General features: G+C 58.6%; 21 protein-coding genes. 7 read left to right on the forward strand and 14 right to left on the reverse strand.

The genetic code is table 11. The features are described from left to right. Nucleotides 1-64 precede the first annotated feature (64 nt). Nucleotides 65-1,168: an enoyl-CoA hydratase/isomerase family protein gene (locus AC5JQH_RS08305; protein WP_474545947.1), complete on the forward strand. Its 1,104-nt coding sequence runs from the start codon at nt 65-67 to the stop codon at nt 1,166-1,168. Between the two features lie 11 nt (nt 1,169-1,179). On the opposite strand, the gene AC5JQH_RS08310 is transcribed toward AC5JQH_RS08305, so the two are convergent. The 3 genes from AC5JQH_RS08310 to AC5JQH_RS08320 all read right to left on the reverse strand — a co-directional run bounded on the left by AC5JQH_RS08310 (nt 1,180) and on the right by AC5JQH_RS08320 (nt 4,293). Beyond that, nucleotides 1,180-1,677: an ankyrin repeat domain-containing protein gene (locus tag AC5JQH_RS08310; RefSeq protein ID WP_273157413.1), complete on the reverse strand. Its 498-nt coding sequence runs from the start codon at nt 1,675-1,677 to the stop codon at nt 1,180-1,182. An 82-nt stretch (nt 1,678-1,759) separates the two neighbouring features. Beyond that, nucleotides 1,760-3,916: a tRNA(Met) cytidine acetyltransferase TmcA gene (locus tag AC5JQH_RS08315; RefSeq protein ID WP_493805474.1), complete on the reverse strand. Its 2,157-nt coding sequence runs from the start codon at nt 3,914-3,916 to the stop codon at nt 1,760-1,762. Beyond that, nucleotides 3,916-4,293 carry a DUF2237 family protein gene (locus tag AC5JQH_RS08320; protein ID WP_493805475.1) on the reverse strand — a complete coding sequence of 126 codons (378 nt, stop codon included), beginning with the start codon at nt 4,291-4,293 and terminating at the stop codon, nt 3,916-3,918. Before AC5JQH_RS08320 ends, AC5JQH_RS08315 begins: the two co-directional genes overlap by 1 nt. Before the next feature lie 38 nt (nt 4,294-4,331). On the opposite strand from AC5JQH_RS08320, the gene AC5JQH_RS08325 reads away from it, so the two are divergent. The 3 genes from AC5JQH_RS08325 (at nt 4,332) to AC5JQH_RS08335 (ending at nt 8,579) form a co-directional block, all read left to right on the forward strand. Beyond that, nucleotides 4,332-6,653, forward strand: coding sequence for an ATP-dependent helicase (locus tag AC5JQH_RS08325; protein WP_493805476.1), 2,322 nt, complete (start codon nt 4,332-4,334; stop codon nt 6,651-6,653). Nucleotides 6,654-6,813: 160 nt separating this feature from the next. Continuing rightward, nucleotides 6,814-8,022, forward strand: coding sequence for an OmpA family protein (locus AC5JQH_RS08330; protein ID WP_053113221.1), 1,209 nt, complete (start codon nt 6,814-6,816; stop codon nt 8,020-8,022). 50 nt (nt 8,023-8,072) lie between these two features. After that, nucleotides 8,073-8,579, forward strand: a complete 507-nt coding sequence (locus tag AC5JQH_RS08335; protein WP_493805477.1) for a DUF4124 domain-containing protein — start codon at nt 8,073-8,075, stop codon at nt 8,577-8,579. Here AC5JQH_RS08335 and AC5JQH_RS08340 read toward each other — a convergent pair. After that, complete coding sequence (locus AC5JQH_RS08340) at nt 8,536-9,810, reverse strand: methyltransferase (RefSeq protein WP_493791067.1); 1,275 nt, start codon at nt 9,808-9,810, stop codon at nt 8,536-8,538. The two genes, AC5JQH_RS08335 and AC5JQH_RS08340, sit on opposite strands and share 44 nt — an antisense overlap. On the opposite strand from AC5JQH_RS08340, the gene AC5JQH_RS08345 reads away from it, so the two are divergent. After that, nucleotides 9,809-10,537: a tRNA/rRNA methyltransferase gene (locus AC5JQH_RS08345; RefSeq protein WP_008173009.1), complete on the forward strand. Its 729-nt coding sequence runs from the start codon at nt 9,809-9,811 to the stop codon at nt 10,535-10,537. The genes AC5JQH_RS08340 and AC5JQH_RS08345 overlap by 2 nt on opposite strands. A gap of 125 nt (nt 10,538-10,662) precedes the next feature. On the opposite strand, the gene AC5JQH_RS08350 is transcribed toward AC5JQH_RS08345, so the two are convergent. After that, nucleotides 10,663-11,934 (reverse strand): D-amino acid dehydrogenase, encoded by a 1,272-nt coding sequence (locus AC5JQH_RS08350; RefSeq protein ID WP_053115489.1) that lies wholly within the window; start codon nt 11,932-11,934, stop codon nt 10,663-10,665. Nucleotides 11,935-11,951: 17 nt separating this feature from the next. Further along, nucleotides 11,952-12,785, reverse strand: a complete 834-nt coding sequence (locus tag AC5JQH_RS08355; protein WP_493805478.1) for a polyphosphate kinase 2 family protein — start codon at nt 12,783-12,785, stop codon at nt 11,952-11,954. Between the two features lie 128 nt (nt 12,786-12,913). Between AC5JQH_RS08355 and AC5JQH_RS08360 the strand changes: the two genes are divergently transcribed. Then, on the forward strand, nt 12,914-13,723 hold the full coding sequence (locus AC5JQH_RS08360) for a TatD family hydrolase (RefSeq protein ID WP_491712991.1): 810 nt from the start codon (nt 12,914-12,916) through the stop codon (nt 13,721-13,723). Next, complete coding sequence (locus tag AC5JQH_RS08365) at nt 13,720-14,928, forward strand: cyclic di-GMP phosphodiesterase (protein ID WP_493791064.1); 1,209 nt, start codon at nt 13,720-13,722, stop codon at nt 14,926-14,928. The genes AC5JQH_RS08360 and AC5JQH_RS08365 overlap by 4 nt, the downstream gene beginning before the upstream one ends. A gap of 51 nt (nt 14,929-14,979) precedes the next feature. On the opposite strand, the gene AC5JQH_RS08370 is transcribed toward AC5JQH_RS08365, so the two are convergent. The 8 genes from AC5JQH_RS08370 to AC5JQH_RS08405 form a co-directional block, all read right to left on the reverse strand. Beyond that, nucleotides 14,980-17,199, reverse strand: coding sequence for a PhnD/SsuA/transferrin family substrate-binding protein (locus AC5JQH_RS08370; protein WP_493791063.1), 2,220 nt, complete (start codon nt 17,197-17,199; stop codon nt 14,980-14,982). A gap of 56 nt (nt 17,200-17,255) precedes the next feature. Then, on the reverse strand, nt 17,256-18,215 hold the full coding sequence (locus AC5JQH_RS08375) for an ABC transporter substrate-binding protein (RefSeq protein WP_493791062.1): 960 nt from the start codon (nt 18,213-18,215) through the stop codon (nt 17,256-17,258). Between the two features lie 103 nt (nt 18,216-18,318). Beyond that, entirely contained in the window at nt 18,319-19,227 is a 909-nt protein-coding gene (locus AC5JQH_RS08380) for a LysO family transporter (protein WP_014578602.1), read from the reverse strand. A 27-nt stretch (nt 19,228-19,254) separates the two neighbouring features. After that, the gene (locus AC5JQH_RS08385; protein WP_491712992.1) at nt 19,255-19,623 is read right to left on the reverse strand and encodes a PA4575 family protein; all 369 of its coding nucleotides are present in this window, start codon (nt 19,621-19,623) and stop codon (nt 19,255-19,257) included. A 12-nt stretch (nt 19,624-19,635) separates the two neighbouring features. Then, complete coding sequence (locus AC5JQH_RS08390) at nt 19,636-19,956, reverse strand: DUF2288 domain-containing protein (RefSeq protein ID WP_008173025.1); 321 nt, start codon at nt 19,954-19,956, stop codon at nt 19,636-19,638. 40 nt (nt 19,957-19,996) lie between these two features. Continuing rightward, nucleotides 19,997-20,410, reverse strand: a complete 414-nt coding sequence (locus AC5JQH_RS08395; RefSeq protein WP_008173027.1) for a response regulator — start codon at nt 20,408-20,410, stop codon at nt 19,997-19,999. After that, nucleotides 20,400-21,548: a response regulator gene (locus AC5JQH_RS08400; protein WP_008173029.1), complete on the reverse strand. Its 1,149-nt coding sequence runs from the start codon at nt 21,546-21,548 to the stop codon at nt 20,400-20,402. Before AC5JQH_RS08400 ends, AC5JQH_RS08395 begins: the two co-directional genes overlap by 11 nt. A 27-nt stretch (nt 21,549-21,575) precedes the next feature. After that, nucleotides 21,576-23,264, reverse strand: coding sequence for a diguanylate cyclase domain-containing protein (locus AC5JQH_RS08405; RefSeq protein ID WP_493805479.1), 1,689 nt, complete (start codon nt 23,262-23,264; stop codon nt 21,576-21,578). Nucleotides 23,265-23,418 lie beyond the last annotated feature (154 nt).

Below are 23,418 nucleotides of genomic sequence, written 5' to 3' on the forward strand. Positions count from 1 at the left end.
ATTATGGTGAAAGTACGTTCGATTCCGTATCCAAGATTGATTTAATTCTCCGGAGATAACCTCAATGTCTGTAGAGGCCCAGGAACTTGCCTGTCAGGAAGGCCACATTGGTGTCCTGACGCTGAACTCCCCAGGCACGCTCAACGCACTGACCGAGCGCATGATCGAGCAGACCCAGGAAATCCTTGACCGCTGGGCCGACAACGACCGGATCTGCATCGTGGTGATCCAGGGGGCGGGCGAGAGAGCCTTCTGCGCCGGCGGTGATATCCGGGAACTTTACGATACCATGCTCACGTCCGAGGACCGGGACAAACCGGCACGGGTTTTCAACCGCGAATACCGGATGGATTACAGCATTCACCGCTTTCCGAAACCTGTGCTTGGCATTGCCCACGGCGTGGTGATGGGTGGTGGACTTGGCGTGTTTGCCGGCTGCCGGTATCGGCTGGTGACGCCGGATGTCACCCTGGCCATGCCCGAGATCGCCATCGGTCTGTTTCCCGACGTGGGCGCCAGCTGGTTTCTGAATCGACTGCCCGGCCGGCTGGGTTTGTTCATGGGTTTGACCGGCGCCCGCCTGAACGTAAGCGATACCCTTCGGGTTGGCCTCGCGGATATGGCCATTCTCCAGGAAGACCGGGAACGTTTGCTCGACCGCCTGGCGTCAGAGCGCTGGACCGGGCAGACCGCTGCCGATGACAACCGCCTGTTCCGCTTACTCAATCAGATCCAGACACCGGATTACCGGGCTCTTCCACCCAGCAATCTTGCTACGCACGAACAGCGGATTGCCCGGCTGAGCGCCGGTGATGAACTGCCTGAGATTGTCGATCAATTGCTGACAGCCGAAGTGGACTGCGACTGGTGGCATGCGTGCATGAACACACTGAGAACCGGATGTCCGGTGTCGGCGTGGCTGGTGTGGACGCAGTTGAAAAAAGCCCAGCAGATGTCCCTGAAGGATATTTTCCGGATGGAACTGGCCATGGTCTCGGAATGCATCCGGCGTCCCGATCTGGCAGAGGGAATCCGGGCTCTGGCTATCGACAAGGACCGTCAGCCAAAATGGAGTTACCCGAGCGTGGCCGATGTGCCGGAAGACGTGGTTGCGGCTCATTTCACCCCGGAGTGGGATGACGAGACGGATCCGATGGGCCTGGAGTAAGCCGGTCGGCGCTAGAACTCGGCGCCCGCCTGCACCAGCAACATTTCCAGATCCCGATTGTTGGTGGCGCGGGCAACGTCCAGTGCCGTTTGGCCATCGCTCGCCTCGTAATTGACGTCGGCTCCGGCCGCCACCAGCCTCTCCGCCGTCAGCAAATCCCCGTTGGCCACGATTTTCATCAGCAGGGATTCGCCCCCCTGACTCACGTTGACGTTGGCACCGGCTGCCACCAATACCTTCACCACCGACAGATGGCCGTTTTCCGCCGCCCGCATCACGGGGGTATACCCGTACTGGTCACTGGTGTTCACATCGGCGCCGGCCGACAACAACAGCTGCACGCGCCGCTTTTCACCATTCCCGGCGGCTGAAACCAGCATTGCATCCGCCTCGGCCAGGGCCTCGGGGCTCAGAGCAACCGGTTGGTTCGGGGAGGCGCAGGCGGACAGGAAAACAACAAGCGGAAGTAATATCAGCAAAAAACGGAAGGCGCCGGTTCCCTTGGCCATAACAAACAGTCTCTGTGGATCTCGTTGAAAGGATACGAGAGCCCATTCTGGGCAGACACCGGCGGAAATTAAATCGAGCGAGTCACAAACCCGGGCCATCCTTCAAAAGATCACGCACCACCTGTCGCAGACGATCTTCGCCTTCTCTCTGGCCCAGGCAAAGCCTGTCCGCCTGCAGCGCGGACCAGGGCCGCCCCTGAAGAACACCCTGGCACCAGACCGCAAGCGCCTCATGGCTTTTCAGCCACGCCATGATCCCCGGCACCTGACTCAGCTTCCGCAATACCGGGACAGTAACCTGAAAGCCACGATGCCCATTGGCGAAATTGCGGAGATCCCGCAAATCATCCTTGTCCAGCGTCGGCCCGGTGGGCAGATCGGCGGTTATCCCGGCCAGCAATGTTGGCTCCAGCCCCTGCCAGTTGCCGGGCAAGAGAGTAAGCCAATGATCGGCCAGGCGGTTGCGGATGCGCCCTTCCAGATCGCGACCAGCCTGCGAAAAGCCGGCCACCATCTGCAGTGGGTATTCGCCACTGGATGCTTCCTGCTGCAAGCCAACCCTGACCACATGCAGACCGCAGGTCTGCCAAAACGCGAGCAGGTCAGCGCTGCCACCGAAGCTGGTTCCGAGGTAATCAACATCCTGCTCGGCGGCATACGCCCTGGCAGCCTGCACCATGCTTTGGCCAATGCCCGCGCGTCTGACCTCGTCTGATACTGCAATGCGGACAACCCTCAGACCCCGCAGGACCGCGGCCTCGGGATAGCCGCTGTGGCTGGCCAACGATTGCGGCAGCAGATGGCCCCGTATTCGCCGGGTACCCAGACTGACCTGCTGTGCCAGCTCATCCGGAAGGCCACCTTCGAGCGCGCACCAGAGCACACCAACCGTCTGATCGCCAATTCGCGCGCGCCAGCTACGGGCGGCCGGGTCATCCAGCCACTGCCTCAGATCAGCGGGGCTGGTCCGGTAATGGGCATCCACCAGCAACCCAAAGGCACGGGACAGAGCTTCGTCACTTGCCGTTGCCGGCTCCCAGGGTTCGATGACCAGCTCGCCGGCGCTGTATTCAGTTTTACCGGGCAAGCGACCACCGTCGGCCTCCAGCAAAAAGAGTCGGCTAATCAGGGCTTCCAGCGGATCGTTCATGGACCAGCGTACCGGCTCGCTCAACGTTACCGACTGCCACTGGGGCGTTGATTGATCAAGGACCTGTCGAAAACGAATGGCAAAGCCCCGGCCAGCCCCTTCGTAACCATGAACCGTGGTGGCGAACGCCACTCTCGGCCAGCCGAGCAGAACCGATTTCAGCAGCGGCGCCGGAATCGCTGCTGCCTCATCCACCAGGACCACTTCGGCTTCCGGCCGCACAGCCAGCAATTCACGCACCGGAATAAACCTCAGGCGACCACCGGCTCGGCAGGTGATTATCCCTGGGCTGGCTTCGGCCAATTGGTCCCCGAGAGCCTCACGAGCGTGGCGAAAGAGGGTCTCCACATTCTGCTCCGAGGGCGCGGTAACCACGATGTCCTGCCTGCCTTGGCGCAACAATTCGGCGGCAGCCATACCCATCGCGGCAGACTTGCCGCGGCCCCGGTCCGCCGTCACCACCAGCGGCCGGCGCCGTCGGCCCAGGCCAAAACGGACGAGGCGCTGCACCAATTGTTCCTGATCCCGGGTGGCGGCGATTCGAAAGCGTTTCTCAGGCAGGGGCGGAACCGGCGGCCGTGATTCCGGTCGGTCGGGCGACACCCGGATAACCGCATCATCGTCGGCAAGCAGCTCGGCCATGCGGGCAGCAAACGGATGGTTTCGACCATGCTCCAGACCGGTTCTCGGGTAATCGGGATCCGCAAAGCGGGACCACTCTGCCAGCGGCGGCATCAGCCAGAACAGCAGGCCACCAGCGGTGAGCGCACCTGAGAGCCCGGCAAAGGCATCCGGCGGATTGCCCTGCCAGCCGTCCCAGACAATAAGCGAGACTTCACGCCCAAGCCACTTTCGAGCCCCGGCAGGCGTGACCCGGGCCAGCCGGGTATCGGGGCTGTGATCCGCCGGTCCGGTCCAGAGACCGCTCTGTATTTCCAGCCCGGGTAACAGACCGGCAAGCCACCGGAGGTTCTGTTCCCGATCACCCTCAAGCAGAACCAGCCGGCGTTCACCGTTGGCGGCGAGGCTGTCCTGCAAGGCACGCCAGGCGAATGGATCCGCTTTGGCATCGGGTCCGGAATGGCCCATCAGCTAAGGTCGGCACCATGAGACTTGAGGTCGTCCAGGGCGCATTTTTCAAGGGCAGCCCGATGGGTGGCCCGCAGTCGAACCCTGGGGGCACAGCCCGCTTCAAAGGCTTCCTGCCAGCGGCCGGCACACAGGCACCAGCTATCGCCCGCTTTCAGGCCTTCGAAGCCGAATTCAGGCCTGGGGGTGCTGAGGTCGTTGCCCTGGACTTTGGAGAATTCGAGGAATTCGTCGGTGACCACGGCGCATACGGCGTGCAGGCCAAAATCATCCGGGCCGACGTTGCAGCAGCCATCGCGGTAAAAGCCGGTGATCGGGTCTTTGCCGCAGGTTTCGAGTTTTTCGCCAAGTACGTTTACCGATTCGGACATTTCCATGTTTAAGACCCTTTCGCTCTCATGTTTTGATCGCAATTATGCGGCAGCGGTATCCGCTCTACCAGCAGGCCGTTACAATACCGGCCATGCCGACCGAACCCCAAATTTCCGATACCACCAACCTGCCGGATTACCTCACCGATGAACAGCGGGCGATTATTACCGCCGGCTATGAGCATTCGGTGATTACCGCCGTGGCTGGCAGTGGCAAGACGTCGACGCTGGCCTGGCGAATCCGGTATCTGCTGGAACAGGGCCACGATCCGGACCGGATGCTGGTGTTGATGTTCAACCGCAGCGCCCGGGTGGATTTCGAGCGCAAGCTGCAGGAGGTGTGCGCCCGGAGCGGGCTGGCGCTGCCAGAGATACGGACGTATCACGCCATGGGCTTGAGGTTGTACAAGAGGTTTGTTCGGGAGGGCTATCTGCCGGGGTTTTCGGACAAAATCCTGACCGAGCAGGAGATCAGCTTCCAGGCCTGGCAGTTGACCCGACGGCTGGCGCCGGAGGATCTGGCGGATGAAATCCGGCGCAACAAGAAGGATTTTGTCGAGACGGCGACGGGGTTTATTGATCTGGTAAAAACAACGCTGTCGCCGGCGGAAATCGTGTTTGAGGAACTGGGGTACTCGGACAAGCACAAATACCTCATTGACCTGTTCCACAGCTTTGAACAGTGGCGTAAGAGCCAGGGGCGGATCAGCTACGCCGACATGCTGTACGAGCCGGTGATGGCAATTCACCAGAATCCGCCTTTGCAGCGGCTGGTAGGCAACAAGATGGACCTGATTCTGGTGGATGAGTACCAGGACACCAATGAAATCCAGCACCTGCTGCTGCGCTACGTGGCTGGAGACCGGGCCCGGGTGACGGTTGTTGGCGACCCGGACCAGACGATCTACGAGTTCCGGGGCGCAAAGCCCGAGTTTATTCTCAAGCGGTTCAGCGATGAGTTCGAAAGCCCGCTGGAGCAGACGCTCAGCTATACCTTCCGGTACGGCCATCGCGTCGCTTTGCTCGCCAACCATCTGATCTGCCACAACACCGGTCGCAAGGATGTGCTTTGCCATTCCCACGCTTCCACACCCGGCACGGAGATCACCCTGCATCGGTCGGAAAGCGATGCCGATGCCGTGCTTCAAATTCTTCAGGGCCAACCGGAACCGGCTCTGGCAGGCACGGCCATACTGTTCCGGGTCTGGAGTCAGAGTGTCCCTATCGAGCTGAAGTTGCTGGCTCGTCAGATTCCCTACCGGATTGATGCCGGCAAGGGCGCGCTGTTCAGCCGGGAAGTTCAGGCGATCACTGCCCTTCTGATGGTGGTGACCGGGAAACTGGAAAACCTGCCGGACGAGGATCGCCTGGAGCTGGCACGGCAGTTGTTGCGCTTTCCTCATGTGGGTCTGAAAGAGCCGGAGCTGGAGCAGTTGGCGCGTTTCCTGGCAGGATTTTCCAGTGGCTGGCACGAGCGTCTGCTGGCGATGGACTTCGACGCGCTGGCGCCCATGGCCGCCCGCAAGCTCCGGAAACTCGGCGAAGTGCTTGCCCAACTGCGCAGCTACGGAGGTCCGGTTGCAGGACTGATCAGCGTCTATGCCGAGCACACTGATCTTTACGAGGGCATCCGCAGCCTGGCGCTGACGCATGAGAGTGCCGAGGAACGGATCGATACGATACAAGGATTCCGGCAGTACCTTAAAAGCCTTGATGTCACAGCTGAAGGCGCCTTGGAACACCTGAAAACCCTCAAACAACAGGCGGGAGAAAAACAGCAGGGTGGGGTGCTGCTCTCAACGATTCACCGCACCAAGGGTCTGGAATGGCCAACAGTTATCATTCCCGGACTACAGGAGAAATACCTGCCGTACAGCCCCCGCCCCCAGGACAATGCCAGAGCATTTCTGGAAAGCGAGCGACGGCTGCTGTATGTGGCCATGACACGCACACGCCAGCAGCTGCACCTGATCACCCGACCGGCCAGCAAGCAACCGCACCTGGACGGCGATCTGGGCCCAAGCCGTTTCGTGGAAGAGTGCTGCTTTGAGCTTGCCGAGGAATTCGGTCGCTGGCTGGATGATCGATCTCCGGCAGAAACATCAACCATTCGGTTAACTGACCCCCTGACACCGGTCAGCCAGCGTTACGCCGACCGGGAGAGCGTCACCCTTGAGGGCCAGGCGGCAACATCCGAAAACTCAACGGAACCACTCTGGCATCAAAAACGTCTTGGCCACGCGATCTTTGGTCCTGGCTCGGTGGTCGCCGAAGATGAGAATTCTTTCGAGGTACATTTCGACAACGGCGAGGTGCTTAACTTCAGTAAAAAGAGCGCGCATCTGTATTTTTCCGCTCTGGCCTGAAACGACCTCGGGGTCGTAAAGGTCAGCTGGGTACAATTGCGGACGTAACAATCCGTATCATTTTTTTGTTTTTTTTGGCCTACTGGCCTAAATTCCGGGTATACAAGCACTTTTCATGAGGAAGTGCGGTACCACAACGATAACGAACAGGAGGTTCTGCATGAACGTCATGCGTCCGATTTCCGCGGCTGTACTGGCCGCTACCCTGGCAACCCCGGCCATGGCCGATCGTCAGGAAACCGTTTACATCAACCCGTTTGCAGGTTTTCAGCTGTTTGACGACAAGCGCGATCTGAGCGAAACCGGCACCTTCGGCGTTGGTGTGGAATACCGCTTCCGTCCCCACTGGTCGGTGGAGGCGCTTTACTCACGTGCCGATGCAGACCGCAAATACGTGCCGGGCGAATCGGAATTTGATGAAGTTCGGGTTGACGGTACGTATTACTTTGCAGGGCCGGACGAAGCCTGGAACCCATACGTTTCTCTGGGCGCAGGCCATGCAGACTTTGGTTCGGACAACAGTGGCGTTCGCACCGCGGGCAGCAACCATGACGAAACCCGAGTGAACGTGGGTACCGGCTTCCGCTACAACATCAGCGACGCCGTATCACTGCGCGGTGACCTCCGTGAATTCCACGGCATTGATGAAAGCACCTTCGACACTCAGGTCTCTCTGGGCATCAGTTTTGCGTTTACCCGCACCGTGGCGCAAGCAGCGCCGGCGCCTGTGCGCCCGGCAGATGCAGATGGTGATGGCGTGCCGGATTCACGGGACCAGTGCCCCGGCACCCCGGCAGGCGCAACCGTTGACAGCAATGGCTGCGAACCGGATTCGGATCGCGACGGCGTGGCCGACAGTCGTGACCAGTGCCCGGACACACCGCGCGGTGCGGAAGTAAACAGCCGTGGATGTGAGCTGGACAGCGATAATGACGGCGTGGTCAACAGCCAGGATCTGTGCCCAAATACGACCGCAGGCGCAGAGGTTGATGAGACAGGTTGTGAAGGTGTAACCGAGACCATCGAAACCTTCACCATTGAAGTCCAGTTCCCGAGCAACAGTTCGGTCATCGGCAATGCCTACGATGCGGAGATCCGTCGCGTCGCTGACTTTATGCAGGAAAACCCCGAAACCATCGTGGAAATCGCCGGTCATACCGACAGCCGTGGCGCTGCCGACTACAACCAGTTCCTGTCCCAGCGTCGCGCTGAAGCAGTTGCCGGCCGTCTGACCGGGCCTCTGGGTGTTGATCCGGCACGAGTGGAAGCCGTAGGTTACGGTGAGGAGCAGCCGATCGCATCCAACAACACAGCGGACGGCCGAGCTGCCAACCGCCGGGTTGAAGCGCGCATTCAGGTTCGCCGTTAATTTAAGGTTTTACCTGAGTGGTTTGAAAAGGCGCCTTCGGGCGCCTTTTTTTGTTTCTGCAAAAATGCGAGGAACCGATGCTCAGAGCCATGGCACTGATCTTCACGCTCTCTGTTCTGGCAGTGCCGGCGCAGTCCCAGGTTTTTCGCTGCGAAAAAGACGGCAATACGGTGTTCTCGGACCAGCCCTGCGGCGAGGATGCTGAATCGCTTGAGCTACGGGATAACCGCATTGGCGGCAGTTTCAATCAGAACCTCCCGGTGCAGGAGTCCCCTGATCCAGAAGAACAGACAGAAGAGTCAGAACAAGAAAAAGAGGCCGGCACATGCCGTTTTATCAACTCTACCGATTTGCGTCGTTATCTGGTTCGTGAGCAGGTGGTGCGAGGCATGACCCGTGACAACGTGCGCCGTGCTTTTGGTAACCCTCCTGAAACCTACACCAGCCCCCAGGAAGTCTGGATCTACCAGACCCGCTATTATGGCGCGCTCTATGAGCTGACCTATGTGTATTTCAGGGATGGCTGTGTTGAACGGGTAGAGTATCGGGAACCCTGACCGCATCGAGTAGCAGATTACGGGGCGTCAGTGACCGGTTGCAGAACTGACCGAGACGTACCCGGTAGCCTTGCTCCTCCAGATAGATCGCGTAATCGAGCACCATCCAGAGTTCCAGCGGGCGTCGGAACAGGTGCCTCACCAGCTCATGGCGGCGAACTTCCGCCAGCCGACGCTCACCAAATGCCAGCCATGCATCGAAGTCCACGCTGCCCGGTAATTCGAGGTGTTTTTTCGCCGCCGCCCATCGGCAAAAGGCCGGAAAGCCTTCGTTCAGCAGCCGGGCAGGATGTGAGGGCACTGGCAGGTATTCGTCATGCCCTCGCAGGAATCGCTGCAGACCATCGAACCCGAGGCGCCACTGACTGATACGCCGGGTCTGCTCACGCACTCGTGAAGGCGCTGTTACCGTTTCCTGCACCGCCAGCCGCAAGTCGTTTCGGCCCGGTTCCAAGGCCTTTTGATAGCCCGACGCCCGTCTGGAAAGAGGCCGGTAAATTGTCTGCTCGGTCAGGTGGTAGCAGCAAGGTGAAATACTCAGCCTCGGCAACCCGGCCTCGCTACCCCGCTTCAAAAGCTGTCTATGCAGGTCGCCGCAGGCATGGAGCGCAACGCCGTGGTGACTGTCCGGGAGCGCCAGATCCGCCGCCATGACATCCTGGCAGCCGATCGACACCGGATCCCCGAAGTGCTGGGCCAGACGGTTGCCATCACGCACCAGTTCCGAATTCCACTCGAGACCCTGTATCTCACCAGGGCAAATCGGCGCCAGCGTCCGGGACAGATGACCCTTGCCGCAACACCAATCCAGGGCAGAGTGTTCCAGTGGCACCAGTGCGGCGGCAAAGGCACCCGACTGCAGTCGCTTCCGGCCGGGCATATCCGTGGCCCGGATTTCCGGCAGGGTCGCCTCCGATGCTTTCTCGGCTGACGGCAGAAGCTGCGGCAGCTGCACCATGTCGGCATAAGCTTCCAGGGACGGCAGCCACCGGGATGCCCGGGCCGCCAGTTCAACAGGGGCGTCATCCAGATGCTGGCATTCGGCATCGGTAAGCTCTGCCAGCATCGCGGTCAGTTGCGGATAAGCTTTTGTCCAGGCCGGCTCCGGTGTCATGAACGGCGCCGGTTGCCAGAAATCCCGGTGCTGCACCAGCCAGTCATTCAGCTGCTGCCACCGCTGGTAAAAAGATTCCGCGCCGTGGTGTAAACTCGCCGCCGGAGGTAACGTCATGCAACTGGCCTTTGTACTTGTTGAACCCAAGGTTCCGGAAAATGTCGGCGCAGCCGCCCGCGCCCTGTGCACCATGGGCTTCGGCGAACTGTGGTTGGTCAATTCCGATCTGCACACCCGCCCGGAAGCCCACTGGCTGGCCCATGGCAGCGACCATATCCTGGACAATGCGCGCATTTTCCCCGATCTGGCTGCGGTAAGAAACTCCGTAGACCTGCTGATGGGGACCTCCGCCAAGACCCGGCATCAGCGCCAGGATTGGCACGGCCCCTCAGATCTGCGGAAGGTTCTGGCCACGAAGGGTGCGTCCGTGGCAACCGCAGCACTGGTGTTTGGCCGGGAAGATCGCGGGCTGTCCAATGAAGAGCTGGCTCTCTGCGATCTGTTAACCGGCATCCCCATGAAGGTCACCTACCCCTCCCTGAACCTTGCCCAGTCGGTGATGCTCTATGCCTGGGAAATGTCCGGACTATCGGTCGCTACGGAGAGCCAGATTGAGCCCGCAGGTGAACATCGTCTTGGCGCGCTTCGTGGACGACTCGAAACCTTGCTACCGGAACTGGACACACCGCCTGAGGGAAAACTGTCCCAGTGGGTTTTCGAGCGTTTGCCCTTGTTGTCTGATCGGGATATCGGGTTTGTTCATACGCTGTGTTCGAACATTGAGCGCGCTGTGGATTGCAGATCTCAGTCGCGCTCGAATTCCGAGGCGGAGCAGGACGGATAGCCCCTCCCGGGATACGCTGTGAATACGTCCATGTACGCTCGACGAAAACATCCATGTTTTCGACGATCCCGGGAGGGGCTATCCGCCCTGCTCTCGGGCCTTTTGCGCGCACCGGGGTATTGAGCCTACTCCTGGAATCTTCCTGGGCGGAAGGCATCCAGGCAAACGGACGGCTCCTCGCCTTCGATTACCTGGGCGATGACATCGGCACTGCCCGCGGACAGGGTCCAGCCGAAGGTGCCGTGGCCAGTGTTGAGGTAGAGGTTGTCTCGGGGACCGCGGCCGATAATCGCAGGGCCGTCCGGGGTCATGGGGCGAAAGCCGGTCCAGGTTTCGGCGGCGTCGAGATCGGCGCAGCCGGGGAACCGGGACTCCACCGATTTTCGGATCGTGGCCAGCCTCGCCTCCGGAATGTCTCTGTTGAAATCCGCTAGCTCGACAAACCCTGTGGCGCGTAATCGATTGCCCAGACGAGTAGAAACCACTTTGTAGTTGTCATCGTGAATGGTGGAAGCGGGGCCTCGTTCCGGGTCCTTCATGGGGACCGTCAGGCTGTAACCTTTTACCGGATAGATGGGCAGTTCGAGGCCCAGGGGCTGAACTAGGTGGTTGGACCAGCAGCCGGCGCTGATCACCACGGCATCCACTTCCAGGGCTTCCATGACTCCATCGCTGTTTCTGACTGAAATTGCGCTGACCCTCTGGTCATCGGCAATCAGCTTTTCCGCTTCCACGTTGTAACGAACCACTATCCCCTTTGCCTCGCAGACTTTAGCGAGTTCCCGGGAAAATTTGTGGCAATCGCCGGTTCCGTCGGTGTCATAGCTCAGGGCGCCATAAAGCGGACCATTGCCAACCATGCCGGGCTCGGCGTCGCGCACCTGTTCGGGTGTGAGCAAACGGGAAGGGATGCCCAGTTCGTTCAGCAATTCATGGGTCGTCCGGTAGCCTTCCAGCGCTTCCGGTGTGCTCGCCAGGTGCAGCAGACCCTGGTGGTCGCCATCGAAGGACAGATCAAGCTCCTTCTCAAGCGCCATGAATCGCTCCCGGCTGTGGATACCGAGGCGCAACATGGCGCGGCGATTCAACCCGAACAGCCCTGGCGACCAGGCGTAACGGAGCGTGGCGAACATGAACTTGAGTGTTTCCACAGACGGCGGAAAGCGTAGCTTCAGGGGGCCATCCTGCTTGAGGATCCAGGGGATGGCCTTGAATACAATCGCGGGATCGGCCCAGGGGTACACCACCCCATAGGATCGCTGGGCCGCGTTGGCCTTGCTGGTCTCGTTGCCGGCCATTGAATGACGTTCCAGCACAGTCACCTGGTGGCCCCGGCGATTCAGTTCATAGGCGGTGGTCATTCCCACCACGCCGCCACCAACAACAGCAATGTGCATGCATTCCTCCCTCATGTTTACTCCACGCCGGTCTTCGCCAGAAGACGCCGGTACTCTTTTAAAACGCTTTCATCTTCTTTCGGATATTCCGGCGCCAGTTTCTGCAATTGCTCAGCCAGTATGGCTGCGACAATCGGGCGCGCCTGGGGCTTCCGATCGCCCGGCACGATAAACCAGGGTGCCTGCTCTGTATGGGTCGCGGCAATGGCTTCCTCGGCAAACGCTTCGTACTCCCTGCGTTTTTCCCAGCCATCGATATCGGACCGATCAAACTTCCAGCGCTTGCGCGGCTTGTCCAGACGCTTGAGAAGCCTCTGGCGATGCTCATCCTCAGACAGGTTGAGCCAGATCTTGATCACCGTGGTGCCCTCTTCCACCAGATGATTCTCGAAGTTCCGGATGGAGCGGTAACGGTTTTGCCAGTTGTAGCTTTCAGGCGCGTGGACCGGCCAAACCCGCTCGGCGATCACCGCTTCATGATGGCTGCGGTTGAAAGCGACCATCTGGCCAAATCCGGGCAGAAACGGCGTTACCCTCCAGAGAAAGTCATGGCGGGTTTCGGTCCCCCTGGGCCGGCTGAACGACCAGGCATGGAAACCAGCGGGGTCGGCGTAGGTTGCCAGAGTACGGATCAGGCTGTCTTTTCCACTGGTGTCCGGGCCGTGGGCAACCAATAGAACCGCCCTGGACTGGTTGGCCCAGAGCCGGCGCTGGTATTCACCGATCTGATCCAGACTGGCTTCCAACCCTGGCAGGGTGGCGTCATCGCCATCCAGAAAAGTCGGGTAATCCCGGAATCTGGGTTTTCCAGGGTCGTAGAGAAAAGAACTGGCAAACGCCGACAATTTCATCCAATGCTCCGTGCAAGTCCCTATGAATGTAATACAGGTCAACAATCGTACAAACTGGTAAACTTGTGAGCTTGAATTCACAGAATAGCAGCCTGGACGCAGGTTGCGATGGAGTGTAGTACCCGGCAATGAGTAAAAAACGTCGCGAGATTCCCGTATTCGATCACCCGATCATCGAAACCCACTGTCACCTGGATTACCTCAAGGACCGTCCGCTCGAGGAAACCCTGGAGCAGGCAAAAGGGGTCAATATCGAGAAAGTGATCACCATTGCGGTGTCCCCGGACAACCTTGCCAGAGTACGCGAACTCAGCCAGATGGCGCCTTGGGTTTATGGTACTCAGGGGATCCACCCCCACGATGCTGAAAGCTATTCTGATGACGTAGAAGCCGAAATCCGTGCCCACGCCCGGGATGAGAAGATCGTTGCCGTGGGTGAAATCGGCCTGGACTATTTTTACGACAACGCCGACCGGGGCGTGCAGCGCGAGGTGTTCCGGCGCCAGCTCCAGATCGCCTGTGACACAGACAGACCCGTGGTGATTCATAGCCGGGAAGCCGACGAGGATACCATCGAGATCCTGGGCGAGTTTGAGGCCACCCTCAAACGCCGGGGCGTAATCCACAGTTTCACGTCCGGCCCTGGGCTTGCCCGGTATGCCCTGGATCAGGGCTGGTGCCTGGGCTTCAACGGCATCACCACGTTCAACAAGGCCGAAAATGTAAGGGACATCGTGCGCATGGCTCCGATTGACCAGATCCTTCTGGAAACCGATTCCCCCTTCCTTACCCCGGTACCCTACCGCGGCAAGGAAAACGCACCGTTCTACCTGCCGTTTGTGGCCGAGAAAATCGCAGAGGTGAAAGAACTGCCTCTGGACGAAGTGATTGGCAAGACGTATCACAACAGCCTGAGGACGTTTTTCTCCAGCGAATGATCAAGCGCGTCCCCATTTCCGCACTCAAGGTCGGCATGTACATAACCGACCTGAACAACGACTGGATTCCCCACAACACCCAGCGCAAGCGAGGTGTTATCAAAAAAGAGGAAACCATCGAGAAAATCCGCCGTAAGGGCGTGGAGTTCGTCTATATCGATGCCTCGAAGGGGCTCGATACCCAGGACTCGGAAACCGCCGCCGAGGTGGATCGCCGGAATGAGTCGGCCCTGCAAAAGGCGGGTGAACTGACGCCCGGCCTGCGGCCCTATGTACCACTTGCCGAAGAAATGGTCATCGCCCAGCAAATCCACAGCCAGGCCCAGGGGCTGGTGGGCGAGTTCATGAATCACGCCAAGGTTGGCGGTGCCATTGATGTGGCCCCCATCCATCAGTTGGCGGACGAACTACAGCATTCAGTGCTCCGAAATGCCAACGCCCTGAGCTGTCTGGGACGAATCCGGGAAAAAGACAATTATCTGCTGGAACACTCGGTCAACCTGAGTGTCCTGATGTCACTTTTCGGGAATTACCGGGGCCTGTCGTCTGACGTTCTGCACCAGACTATCGTTGGCGCCCTGCTCCACGACCTGGGCAAAATCCTCACACCCGACGAGATACTGCACAAGCCCGGACGCCTGACCCCGGAGGAGTTTGAAGTGATGAAACTCCACGCCCGCCATTCACGGGACATTCTGGCTACCACAGAGGGCATTGGCGAGCTCACCGTCATCACGGCGGCCCAGCACCACGAACGCCTCGACGGCACAGGCTATCCAGAGGGTCTGAAGGGTGATGAGATCTCGGAATACGGTCGCATGGTGGCGATCAGCGATGTATACGATGCCATCACCGCAGACCGGGTCTATCACAAGGGCATGACACCAACACAGGGACTGAAGAAGCTTCTGGAGTGGAGCGGCACTCACCTCGATCCCAGTCTGGTCAAACAGTTTATCCGGTGCCTGGGCCTTTACCCGGTGGGTTCGCTGGTGCTTCTGGAAAGTGGTCGCCTTGGCGTCGTGGTTGAAGCCAATGAAAGTGACCAGAGGCTGCCGACTGTGCGCGTTATGTACCACACCAAATTCCGCATGCCGATCACAGTAGATACCCTCGATCTCGCGAAACCGGGCACACAGGACCGGATTCTGCGAGCCGTTGATCCGGAAACCTACAAGATTGATGTCAGGAAATTCCTCGCCTGAGAACGCTGACAGCCGCGGACAGCTCGGAATAGAGTGGTTCAACAGCTGCTATCAGGAAGATGGATCAGAGAATCGGACATAGCGATTGCGGCCCCGGTGCTTGGCCTGATACATGGCCTGGTCGGCCTGGCGCAGGAGCTGGTCGCCGTCCAGATCCTCTGCCTGCGGGAACAGCGTGTAGCCGATACTGGCTGAAACTTCGACGCTGTGATCGGCAACCCAGACAGGTTCTGCCACCCGCGCCAAAAGACGTACCAACAGGGTCTCAAGAGATGCGTCGTCCTGAACATTCATCACGATGGCCGCAAACTCATCACCACCGAGCCTCGCCAGAGTATCCTCTTGCCGGAGTTCCGAACGCATACGGGCGGCCACCTCGACAAGCAACTGGTCACCCGCCTCATGACCGAAGGCATCGTTTACCGGCTTGAACTCGTCCAGATCAATATAAACCACCGCCAGTTTGCCGCTCTGACGCCGGGTAAGAGCCATGCCTTGCTGCAATCGGTCGGCAAACAGAACCCGGTTAGGCATTCCGGTCAAGGCATCGTAATGGGCCATGATCCGGAGCTTTCTTTCCTGCTCTTTTAGCCGACTGATGTCACTGAAAATACCGACAAAATGCGAGACTGCGCCATGATCGCCACGAACGCTGCTGAGTGTTACCGACAAGGTAATCGGCTCGCCATCATTGCGCCTGCTGGCAAACTCTCCGGACCAGAAGCCCTGAGACCGGGCACTGGCGAAAATACCGCTGCCTTCCTCCACCGGTAAGGGGGGCAGTCGTCCAATAGCACGTTTGCGGGGTCGGCCGGTTATCGCCAGATACGCATCGTTGGCATCAATCACGATGCCGTGATTATCAGTAATGAAAATAGCCTCGCGGGCGTATTCGAAGACGCTCGCCGCCAGCCGCTGCCGCTGTTCCGCGTGTTTCCGGAGAGTGATCTCATACAGGGAGCAAAGAATCAGAGCTTCCGGTTCGTCCTCGGTGTGGACGGGCGCCATGGTAAGCTCCACCCAGATCTCCGTGCCGTCAGAGCGATTCAGAACCCATTCGCACTGTTCCACCTGACCCGCCGAGACCCGGGCGAGCATGGGCGCCATTTTCTGTCGTGAGATCTGCCCGTCTGGCTGGAATTCCGGCGAAAAGACCGCCAGATCCTTGCCGACCAGTGATTCACTGGAGGTGTATCTTAGCAGGTCGACAGAAGCCCGGTTGGTATCGATGAAAAGTCCACCCCGGATCAGCAATGCAGCTTGTGGCCAACCCCGGATAAGCTGGCGCAGACGCCTCTGTTCCGCGGCCAGCTGCCGCTTGCTCTTGCCCAGCCAGAGCGACGAGGCCACCAGCAACATGAGCAACACCAGAATGGTAAAGACCCAGAGGCGATACTGGTGCAACGCATCCACCCAGGTAAGTTGGGGCGCCTGGTCGTAGGGCGGAACCCGCAGAGTGCGCGCCAGGTACTCAACCGACTGGTAGTCTGCAGGCGGCGAAAAACCCGAAATGCCGACTGACAGCGCCACCTCGTCTTCCGGCTCAATGGCAAAAAGCGCCGACGCGATACGACGGACAGCCCGCTCGTTTACATGGGGCAGCGCCACCAGGGGCCATTCCGGGTATAGACGGGTTGAAACAACGTAAGGGAAACCCGCCAGCCGCTGACGGTTCAGAACCTTGACCTTGGTATACAGATCAGGGTCTTCCTGCGCCATCTGCTCCAGAATGCTGGTTCGGATAAAGCCTACATCGGCATCTCCGGAGAGAACCGAACGAACCACTCGGTCGTGGGTGCCCATAAACCGGATCAGATTCACTCTCCGGATATCAATACCGGCATCCAGGAGCTCGAGAACCTGCGTCTGGTAGCCCCCCAGGAAATGGACACCGGGCGAGGCAATGGTTTTATCACGGATATCGGCGAGCTGTTCAATGTCGTCGCGCTCGGCCCTGGTAAAGATCACGCCACCAAGACTGCCGGTCGAAGACTGGCCGGAGCGCCTGACCAGAGTCGCCAGAACGCCGGTCAGACTGCGTTCGCTTCGGATCAGCAGAAAATGACTGGGATTGGTAAGAAAAAAATCCAGCCGGTTGGCGGCGATCGCCCGGCTCATATTCTCCTGATTGAGAACCTCCAGCCTTACGGATATGCCGGTTTCCCTGGACAGGTAATCCGTCAGAGGCTGGTAACGTTCCTGAAGCACACTGTCCGGCCGATAGGCGAATACACCCATAGTCAGTGTTTCATCGGCACTGGCTGCTGCCATTGCCACAAATTCCGTGGCAAACAGAAAACAAAGACAGACAGCAAATCGGCGAACGTTCAAGAGACCCTCGCTGGCAGAAACGAAGGATCTGACAAGCGGTGGATGCCAGGATTCTGATCAATCATCCCCTCTGCCAGCATAAGACGAGACAGGGATCCCGCCATGGTTTCGATGGGTCCGGCTGCTCTGAGATAACGCTGGTTTGCGGCCAGATCCGGCAGCATAACGCTGGCCAACGCCGTGCGGACCTCGTCCGGGCTGATCCCCTGACGGGTGGCAATCCGGTACATTGAGTCGTGCATGCTCCGCACCAGGTGCTGCAGGCCGGTAAAATGTCCGGTCAACAGGTCGCGAACCGCTCTGGAATTGCTCTCTGCCACTTTCCGGGTCACCACCAGCACATCGAAGATGGTTTCCGGAATGGCACTACTATCGAAGAGTCTGACGCCTCCGGCGTTCTCTATGAGTGACGCTGTTGGCTCGTAGCATACCGAAGCATCCACTTCACCGCGGGACCAGGCTTGTGCATGCTGGCTTACCGGCAAATCCACTTTTATCACGTCGCTGCGACCGAGCCCCGCTACCTCAAGGATTTTAAACAGCATAACGCCCGAGACGCCGTTCAGCTCCACCGCAATACGCTGCCCCTTGAGGGCTGTCAATTCCGTGATCGATGGCTTGACCATCAGTACATCGGCGCCGGCGGACACATCAGCGACGGCAACCACAACCAGTTCCAGCCCACTCGACCGGACCCGTATGGTTTCATCCAGAGTCAGCGCCGCCCCATCAAGCGCCCCTGAAATAAGGCCCTCCATGGAGTCTTTGGCAGACGTGCCCGGCACCAGCGCAACCGTATCCGGCAACCAGTTGAAATCACGGGCAAGGTACAGCGGCTCGTAGCCGATCCAGGGGTGGATACCGAACCTCAGCGGGCCGGGATCGCTGCAACCCGGCAATCCCGCCGCGGACATTCCGGCTGCTATCGATAGACCAAGGAATTCACGGCGTTGCATCAGGCTCCGGACCGGGCAAAGACATTAACATTTGTCAATAAACGACAGTTTACTGCTTCACATACTACCCGTAAAACCGCAACTTGCCTTGCACCGCGTCAATTTATCCCAAAGACAGGAACACCCCCATCAGCACCGGCGAGAGAAAAGACAGCAAGAAACCGGACGCGATCGCCACCGGAACACAGGTCAGCCCGCCACTGCTGCGGATAACCGGCAGGGTGAAGTCCATGGCGGTAGCGCCACCATAACCAATAGCCATGGCCGGCCTGTTGGCAATCAACAAGGGGATGATTGCCAACGCAACAATCTCCCTGAGCACATCATTGAGGAAGGCCACGCCGCCCCAGGCAGGGCCAAGGGCTTCGCCGATGACAATGCCGGACAGCGAGTACCAGCCAAACCCGGAGGCAACCGCCAGGGCGTCGTGCCAGGGCAACCCAAGCCAGGGTATCAACAGGGCACCGGCCACCAGGGAACTGAGCGTCAGAGCCAGCGCGATACCGAGCCCCTGACGATTCATCAGAAGTTTGCGTAGCGAAAGCCCGGCATTGCGCAACTGCAGGCCGATCAGAAACAGCAGCAACATCAGGGACCAGGTCGCCAGCTGTTCCGCCATGGGCATGTCCGGCAACAGGTAGTAGCCGGCAAGCAGCCCGGCAATAACCGCCACCAGCGGTTTCAGGCCAGCCAGAAAAAGCCGGCGGTATCCGGGGCTGACACTGCCCTCGACCCGCTCGATGGACATTGGCTGCCAGCGGTGGAACATCCAGAGCCCAAACATGTTGGCGACGAAAAGCACCAGCACCAGTGCCAGTACCTGAGTCGCCATGCCACCCAGTTGCGCCGCCAGGCCCTCCATCTGGCCAAGCCCCAGGCCCAGCAGCAACAGGATGAAGTAAACCAGTGCCTCCACCGTGTAATGGATCACCGTCATGGCCCGGCGGTTTTCCAGGGCGATGGCAAAACCCAGGAACAGGGGAGCAAGAATGAGCAAGGCTCCAGTCAGCATGGCGTCCTCGAAACGAAAAGGGGGTTATCAGGTCAGGGGTTTGAACTGGTCGGGGTCGGCATCCGGGGTGGCCTGTTCACCCTGCGGAACGCCGATGGTGCGGGCAAGACGTTGGGCGGTAACGGACCAGACCGCATAATCTCCGGGCTTCGGCTCGTAGCCTTTTCCCATCATGGTGCCGGCGACGCTTCTGAGAACCGATTCAGCCCGGGCCTGGGTTGGCCAGGGCCCACGGCAGAACTGCCCATCCGGGCGCCCCCGGTCAGGGCCAGCCAGAGCTACCAGGCCCCAATGACCGCCGCCTGCTGGCCGGATGTGCAGCTCGATGCGTTGGCCGTCTTTCACCATGACGAGATCCCGAAGCGGGCTACGGCCGTGGAAATAGTGGAGCTTCATGATGCCATTCTGTCAGTGCAGAACATGCCCTGACCTGTCCTGCACGAGAACCCAGGGTGCGATGACGACCGCCCAGAGTTCCGCATTGCGATCATACCAATCCTGCGCGGTGTCCGGCGCAACCTCACCAACGCGTCCATCGTTCATCCACTGTTCGAAACGGGCTTTGTTATCCGCCGCCAACTCAGTCGCCACTTCAAGCAGATCCAGGTCCGGCGACACCCTGACGACCTGCCCCCTCGCAAAGTAGGTCTGCAGATCGTGCCAGCGGATGCGAGAAGTCTCAAGATTCAGCTTGGCTTTCAATTCGTCCCGGGATGGGGAGGATGACATGACTACCTCATCAGTCTAAACAGGGCTCAGGCTGGCCAGACTACCGGAAATCTCGCCCCACCGCATCTGCCAGAATCTGAGCAATCTGTTCTGAAAGGTTCATGGGGTCAAAGGGCTTCGGTATGACACCGAGCGCTCCCAACGCCTGATATTCCTCGATTTCGGATTTCTGTAGCCTGGCGGTCATAAAGATGACTGGCACTGTCTCCATCCCATCAAGCTCACGCAGTGCCTGCAACGTCGTAGGACCATCCATTCCCGGCATCATAACGTCCAGCAAAATCAGTTCCGGCTCGAATTCTGGGGCTCTCTCCACAGCCTCAGCGCCGGACTCGCAAATCGCCGTTAAAAAGCCGCCGACATCCTCCAGAGCAATTTCCGCGACTGCCCGAATATCCGGATCATCCTCAACATACAGAATCTTCTGAGGCAAGTTTTGTTGTTTACTCTCCATTACTTTTCTCCCGCTCTGTTTCTTCGGTTTCCATACCAATGCGTCTAATCAGCCTGCGGCATTCCTCGGAGTCCTGCTCGCCTGAAGCCAAAAGAGAGGCAGCACGCATAATCAGCCGTTCCTCACGGGTGCAATCGTTGGGCAGAAAATGGACGGCACCGATCAGCTCCCGGACCCCCAGCGGCAAGCGCCATTGAACCTTGAGCCGGTTTCCATAAGCCTGTGCCCACTCCTCCAGAACCTTTTCCGCCTCTGCCGTTCCGATTTCACCTCCGGCTGCAGCATACTGGTTGAGTACCTTGAGAACAGCGAGCTCGCCCAGGCGGCTTAGCAACCCGGCTTTTTGAAGCGGGAGGGGTTGTTTCTTCAGGCTGATCGCCAATCGCTGGGCCTCTTTTGCCACCTGCAAGGCGCATTCGTGGTAGGTTTTTGAAAGCTCGCGTAGCGGCTCATGCTGCAGCTTGTTGGATACATCCAGCGACAACGCCAAAGCCTGGTTCAGTGCAAGAGGTACGCCCAGAGACCCGATAGCATCTCTCAGAGTTTCAACGGGCTTGCCGGAACGCCTGAATGAGCTGCTGTTGGCCACATCCAGCAAACGGGCGGTGAGGCTGGCCTCTTCTCGCCAGCGCTCAGCCAGCTGCGCCGCGGAAAGATCTCCCTGGCGACCGATTAATTCAAGAATGTCCGAAGGGTCCACATCGGAGGGCAACTGAATCACTTCCTCCAGTGAATCACGGAGCAATGTCTTGAGGTCCGGCGCTTCAGAGGTCTGATCGACTTTCAGTAGCTTTCCAAGCCGTTCGTGGAGGTTCGCCACATCGAAGGGTTTGGTCATGTAACCGTCGATCCCGTAATGAGCCGCCTGCAACACAGACTCCCGATCAGAGCGGCCGGAAACCATCACAATGGGAACATCACGATCCAGTTGACGCACCTGCCTGACAAGTTCCAGCCCCGATCCATCCGGCAGATTTCTGTCCGCAATGTAAAGGTCAAACCGGTTATTTTTTACCTGCCTGAGCGCTTCACCGAGAGTATCGGCGAGCACAACAGACACACCCGAGTATAGGCCCGCGACGACAGTTTCCAGCAACTCTGCAATGAGATCATCGTCTTCAAGAATCAGCGCTTTCAAATGACCACCCTAAGCGTACAACGGACATTATTTGGAAGAGTAAACGGTCACCCCGTCACGGCCACCGCGTTTGCGCTCATAAAGCGCCTGATCGGCGGCATTCAGGGCATCCTCACCGTTGGTAAAATCATTAATCGCGGCAATGCCTGCGCTGAAAGTAACCTGAAAGCTGGACTCTCCCGCCACGAAAGAAAGTTCGGAAAAGCTTTCACCAATTCCACGAATCAGGTCTTTGGCCGCAGAAACATCACACTCAGGTAAAACCACCAGAAACTCCTCGCCTCCGTAACGACCGATCATATCAGTCTCGCGCAACCGATTTCTCAGAAGGTTGGCAAGGGTGCGAATCACGATATCACCCTGCGAGTGGCCCCAAGTATCGTTTACCGTCTTGAAATGATCGAGATCAAGCATAACAACACAGGACCGGTGACCACTCCTACGACATCTTGCCAGTTCTTTTTCAACCTCTTCCTTGATCAATGAATGTTTCAGAAGACCGGTCAAGCTATCCCGGTTCATAAGCTCGGAAAGCTGACGGGCCCGGTAACAACGAATGCGCACCGACCGGACCAGATAACTATCCGAGACCGGCTTCATCAGGAATTCATCCGCGCCCTTGGACAAAGCCTCCAGCTGGTTTTCGCGATCATCCTCAGAAGAGAGATAAATGATTGGCAGGCTCAACCACCGTGGCTCGAACCGAATCAGCCGGGCGAGCGTGACACCGGAATAGTCGCCGATCTGAACATCCATCAGGACGATGTCCGGCACAAAATCTGCAAGGCTGGACGTCAGGTGAAAAGGCTCTGACACTGCTTGCGCCTCAATACCGGCCGCCTGCAACACCAGACAATAGTGTTCGGCCAGCTCGGCATCGTCTTCGGCGATCAGCACCCGCCCCTGTACATTGGCGCTGCGTTCAATGGCAAGCGACTCAATCCTTTCGGCAAGTTCAGGTATGTCCACCGGATCCGGGAAGAATGCATACGCTCCGGTCTCGGCCACTCTGTAGCGGTTCTGGAAAGAATTATCGCTGCCAAGGCAGATTACCGGCAGGCGACGACGAGAGCTTTCCTCAAAAGACGTGTTCCGTATGGACATAACATCTGAAAGAGCCGATTCCCGACACAAAATGGCTGCTGCCCCACGGATTTCCGCCAATGCGTTACCAAGGGCGCCGGCATCATCACAGCTTACGCTGGTGAAGGAAAAGCCATACGGAGCCATCTCCTTTTCCAACATCGCAAGGCGTTCTTCCCCCTTTTCCACGAGCAGAACGCTCACCTGCATGCCCTGGCTACCCTTGTAGGTAGTGGGCTCCTCGGTAAAGCTACTATCCTGGTCAACCGCCTGACTCTTGACTTCAACAAGCTCTGCGAGCGCGTCTATTCCATCTGCAAATCCGTCGGGAATGTCGATAGGATGGCTGAGGACGTCGTCGAGAGCGCCAAGACTCTCAGCTTGACCTTTTAACTCCTGTTCCAGTGCCTTGGCAGCTTCACCTAGCTCTGGAAGGCCGAATGTCCCCGCCGAACCGGACAACTTGTGCAGGCTTTGATAGCAAAACAACAATCCGTCGGCAGAGAACTCACCACGCCGGGTTTTCTCTGCCAATGTTCGCAATTGCTGAATATCTTCTTTGGCCCGCTCAAGAAATCTTTGCCTGAGCACTTCCAGCCGTGAAGAAATCTTGCCTGTCGACTCCAAGGCCACATCAATACTCCTGGTGGACTATTTGCCACGCCGGCAAATTCAATTACTCTCTCGGTAATGAAAACACGTTTCAACTGCTACCGCTACGACCTGAAGGGCTGAATTTGAGGAATCTTTCTATTGGCAGCCGCGTTGCCCTTATTGCTGTCTTGAG

The sequence above is a fragment of the Marinobacter sp. H13 genome, assembly GCF_059072335.1.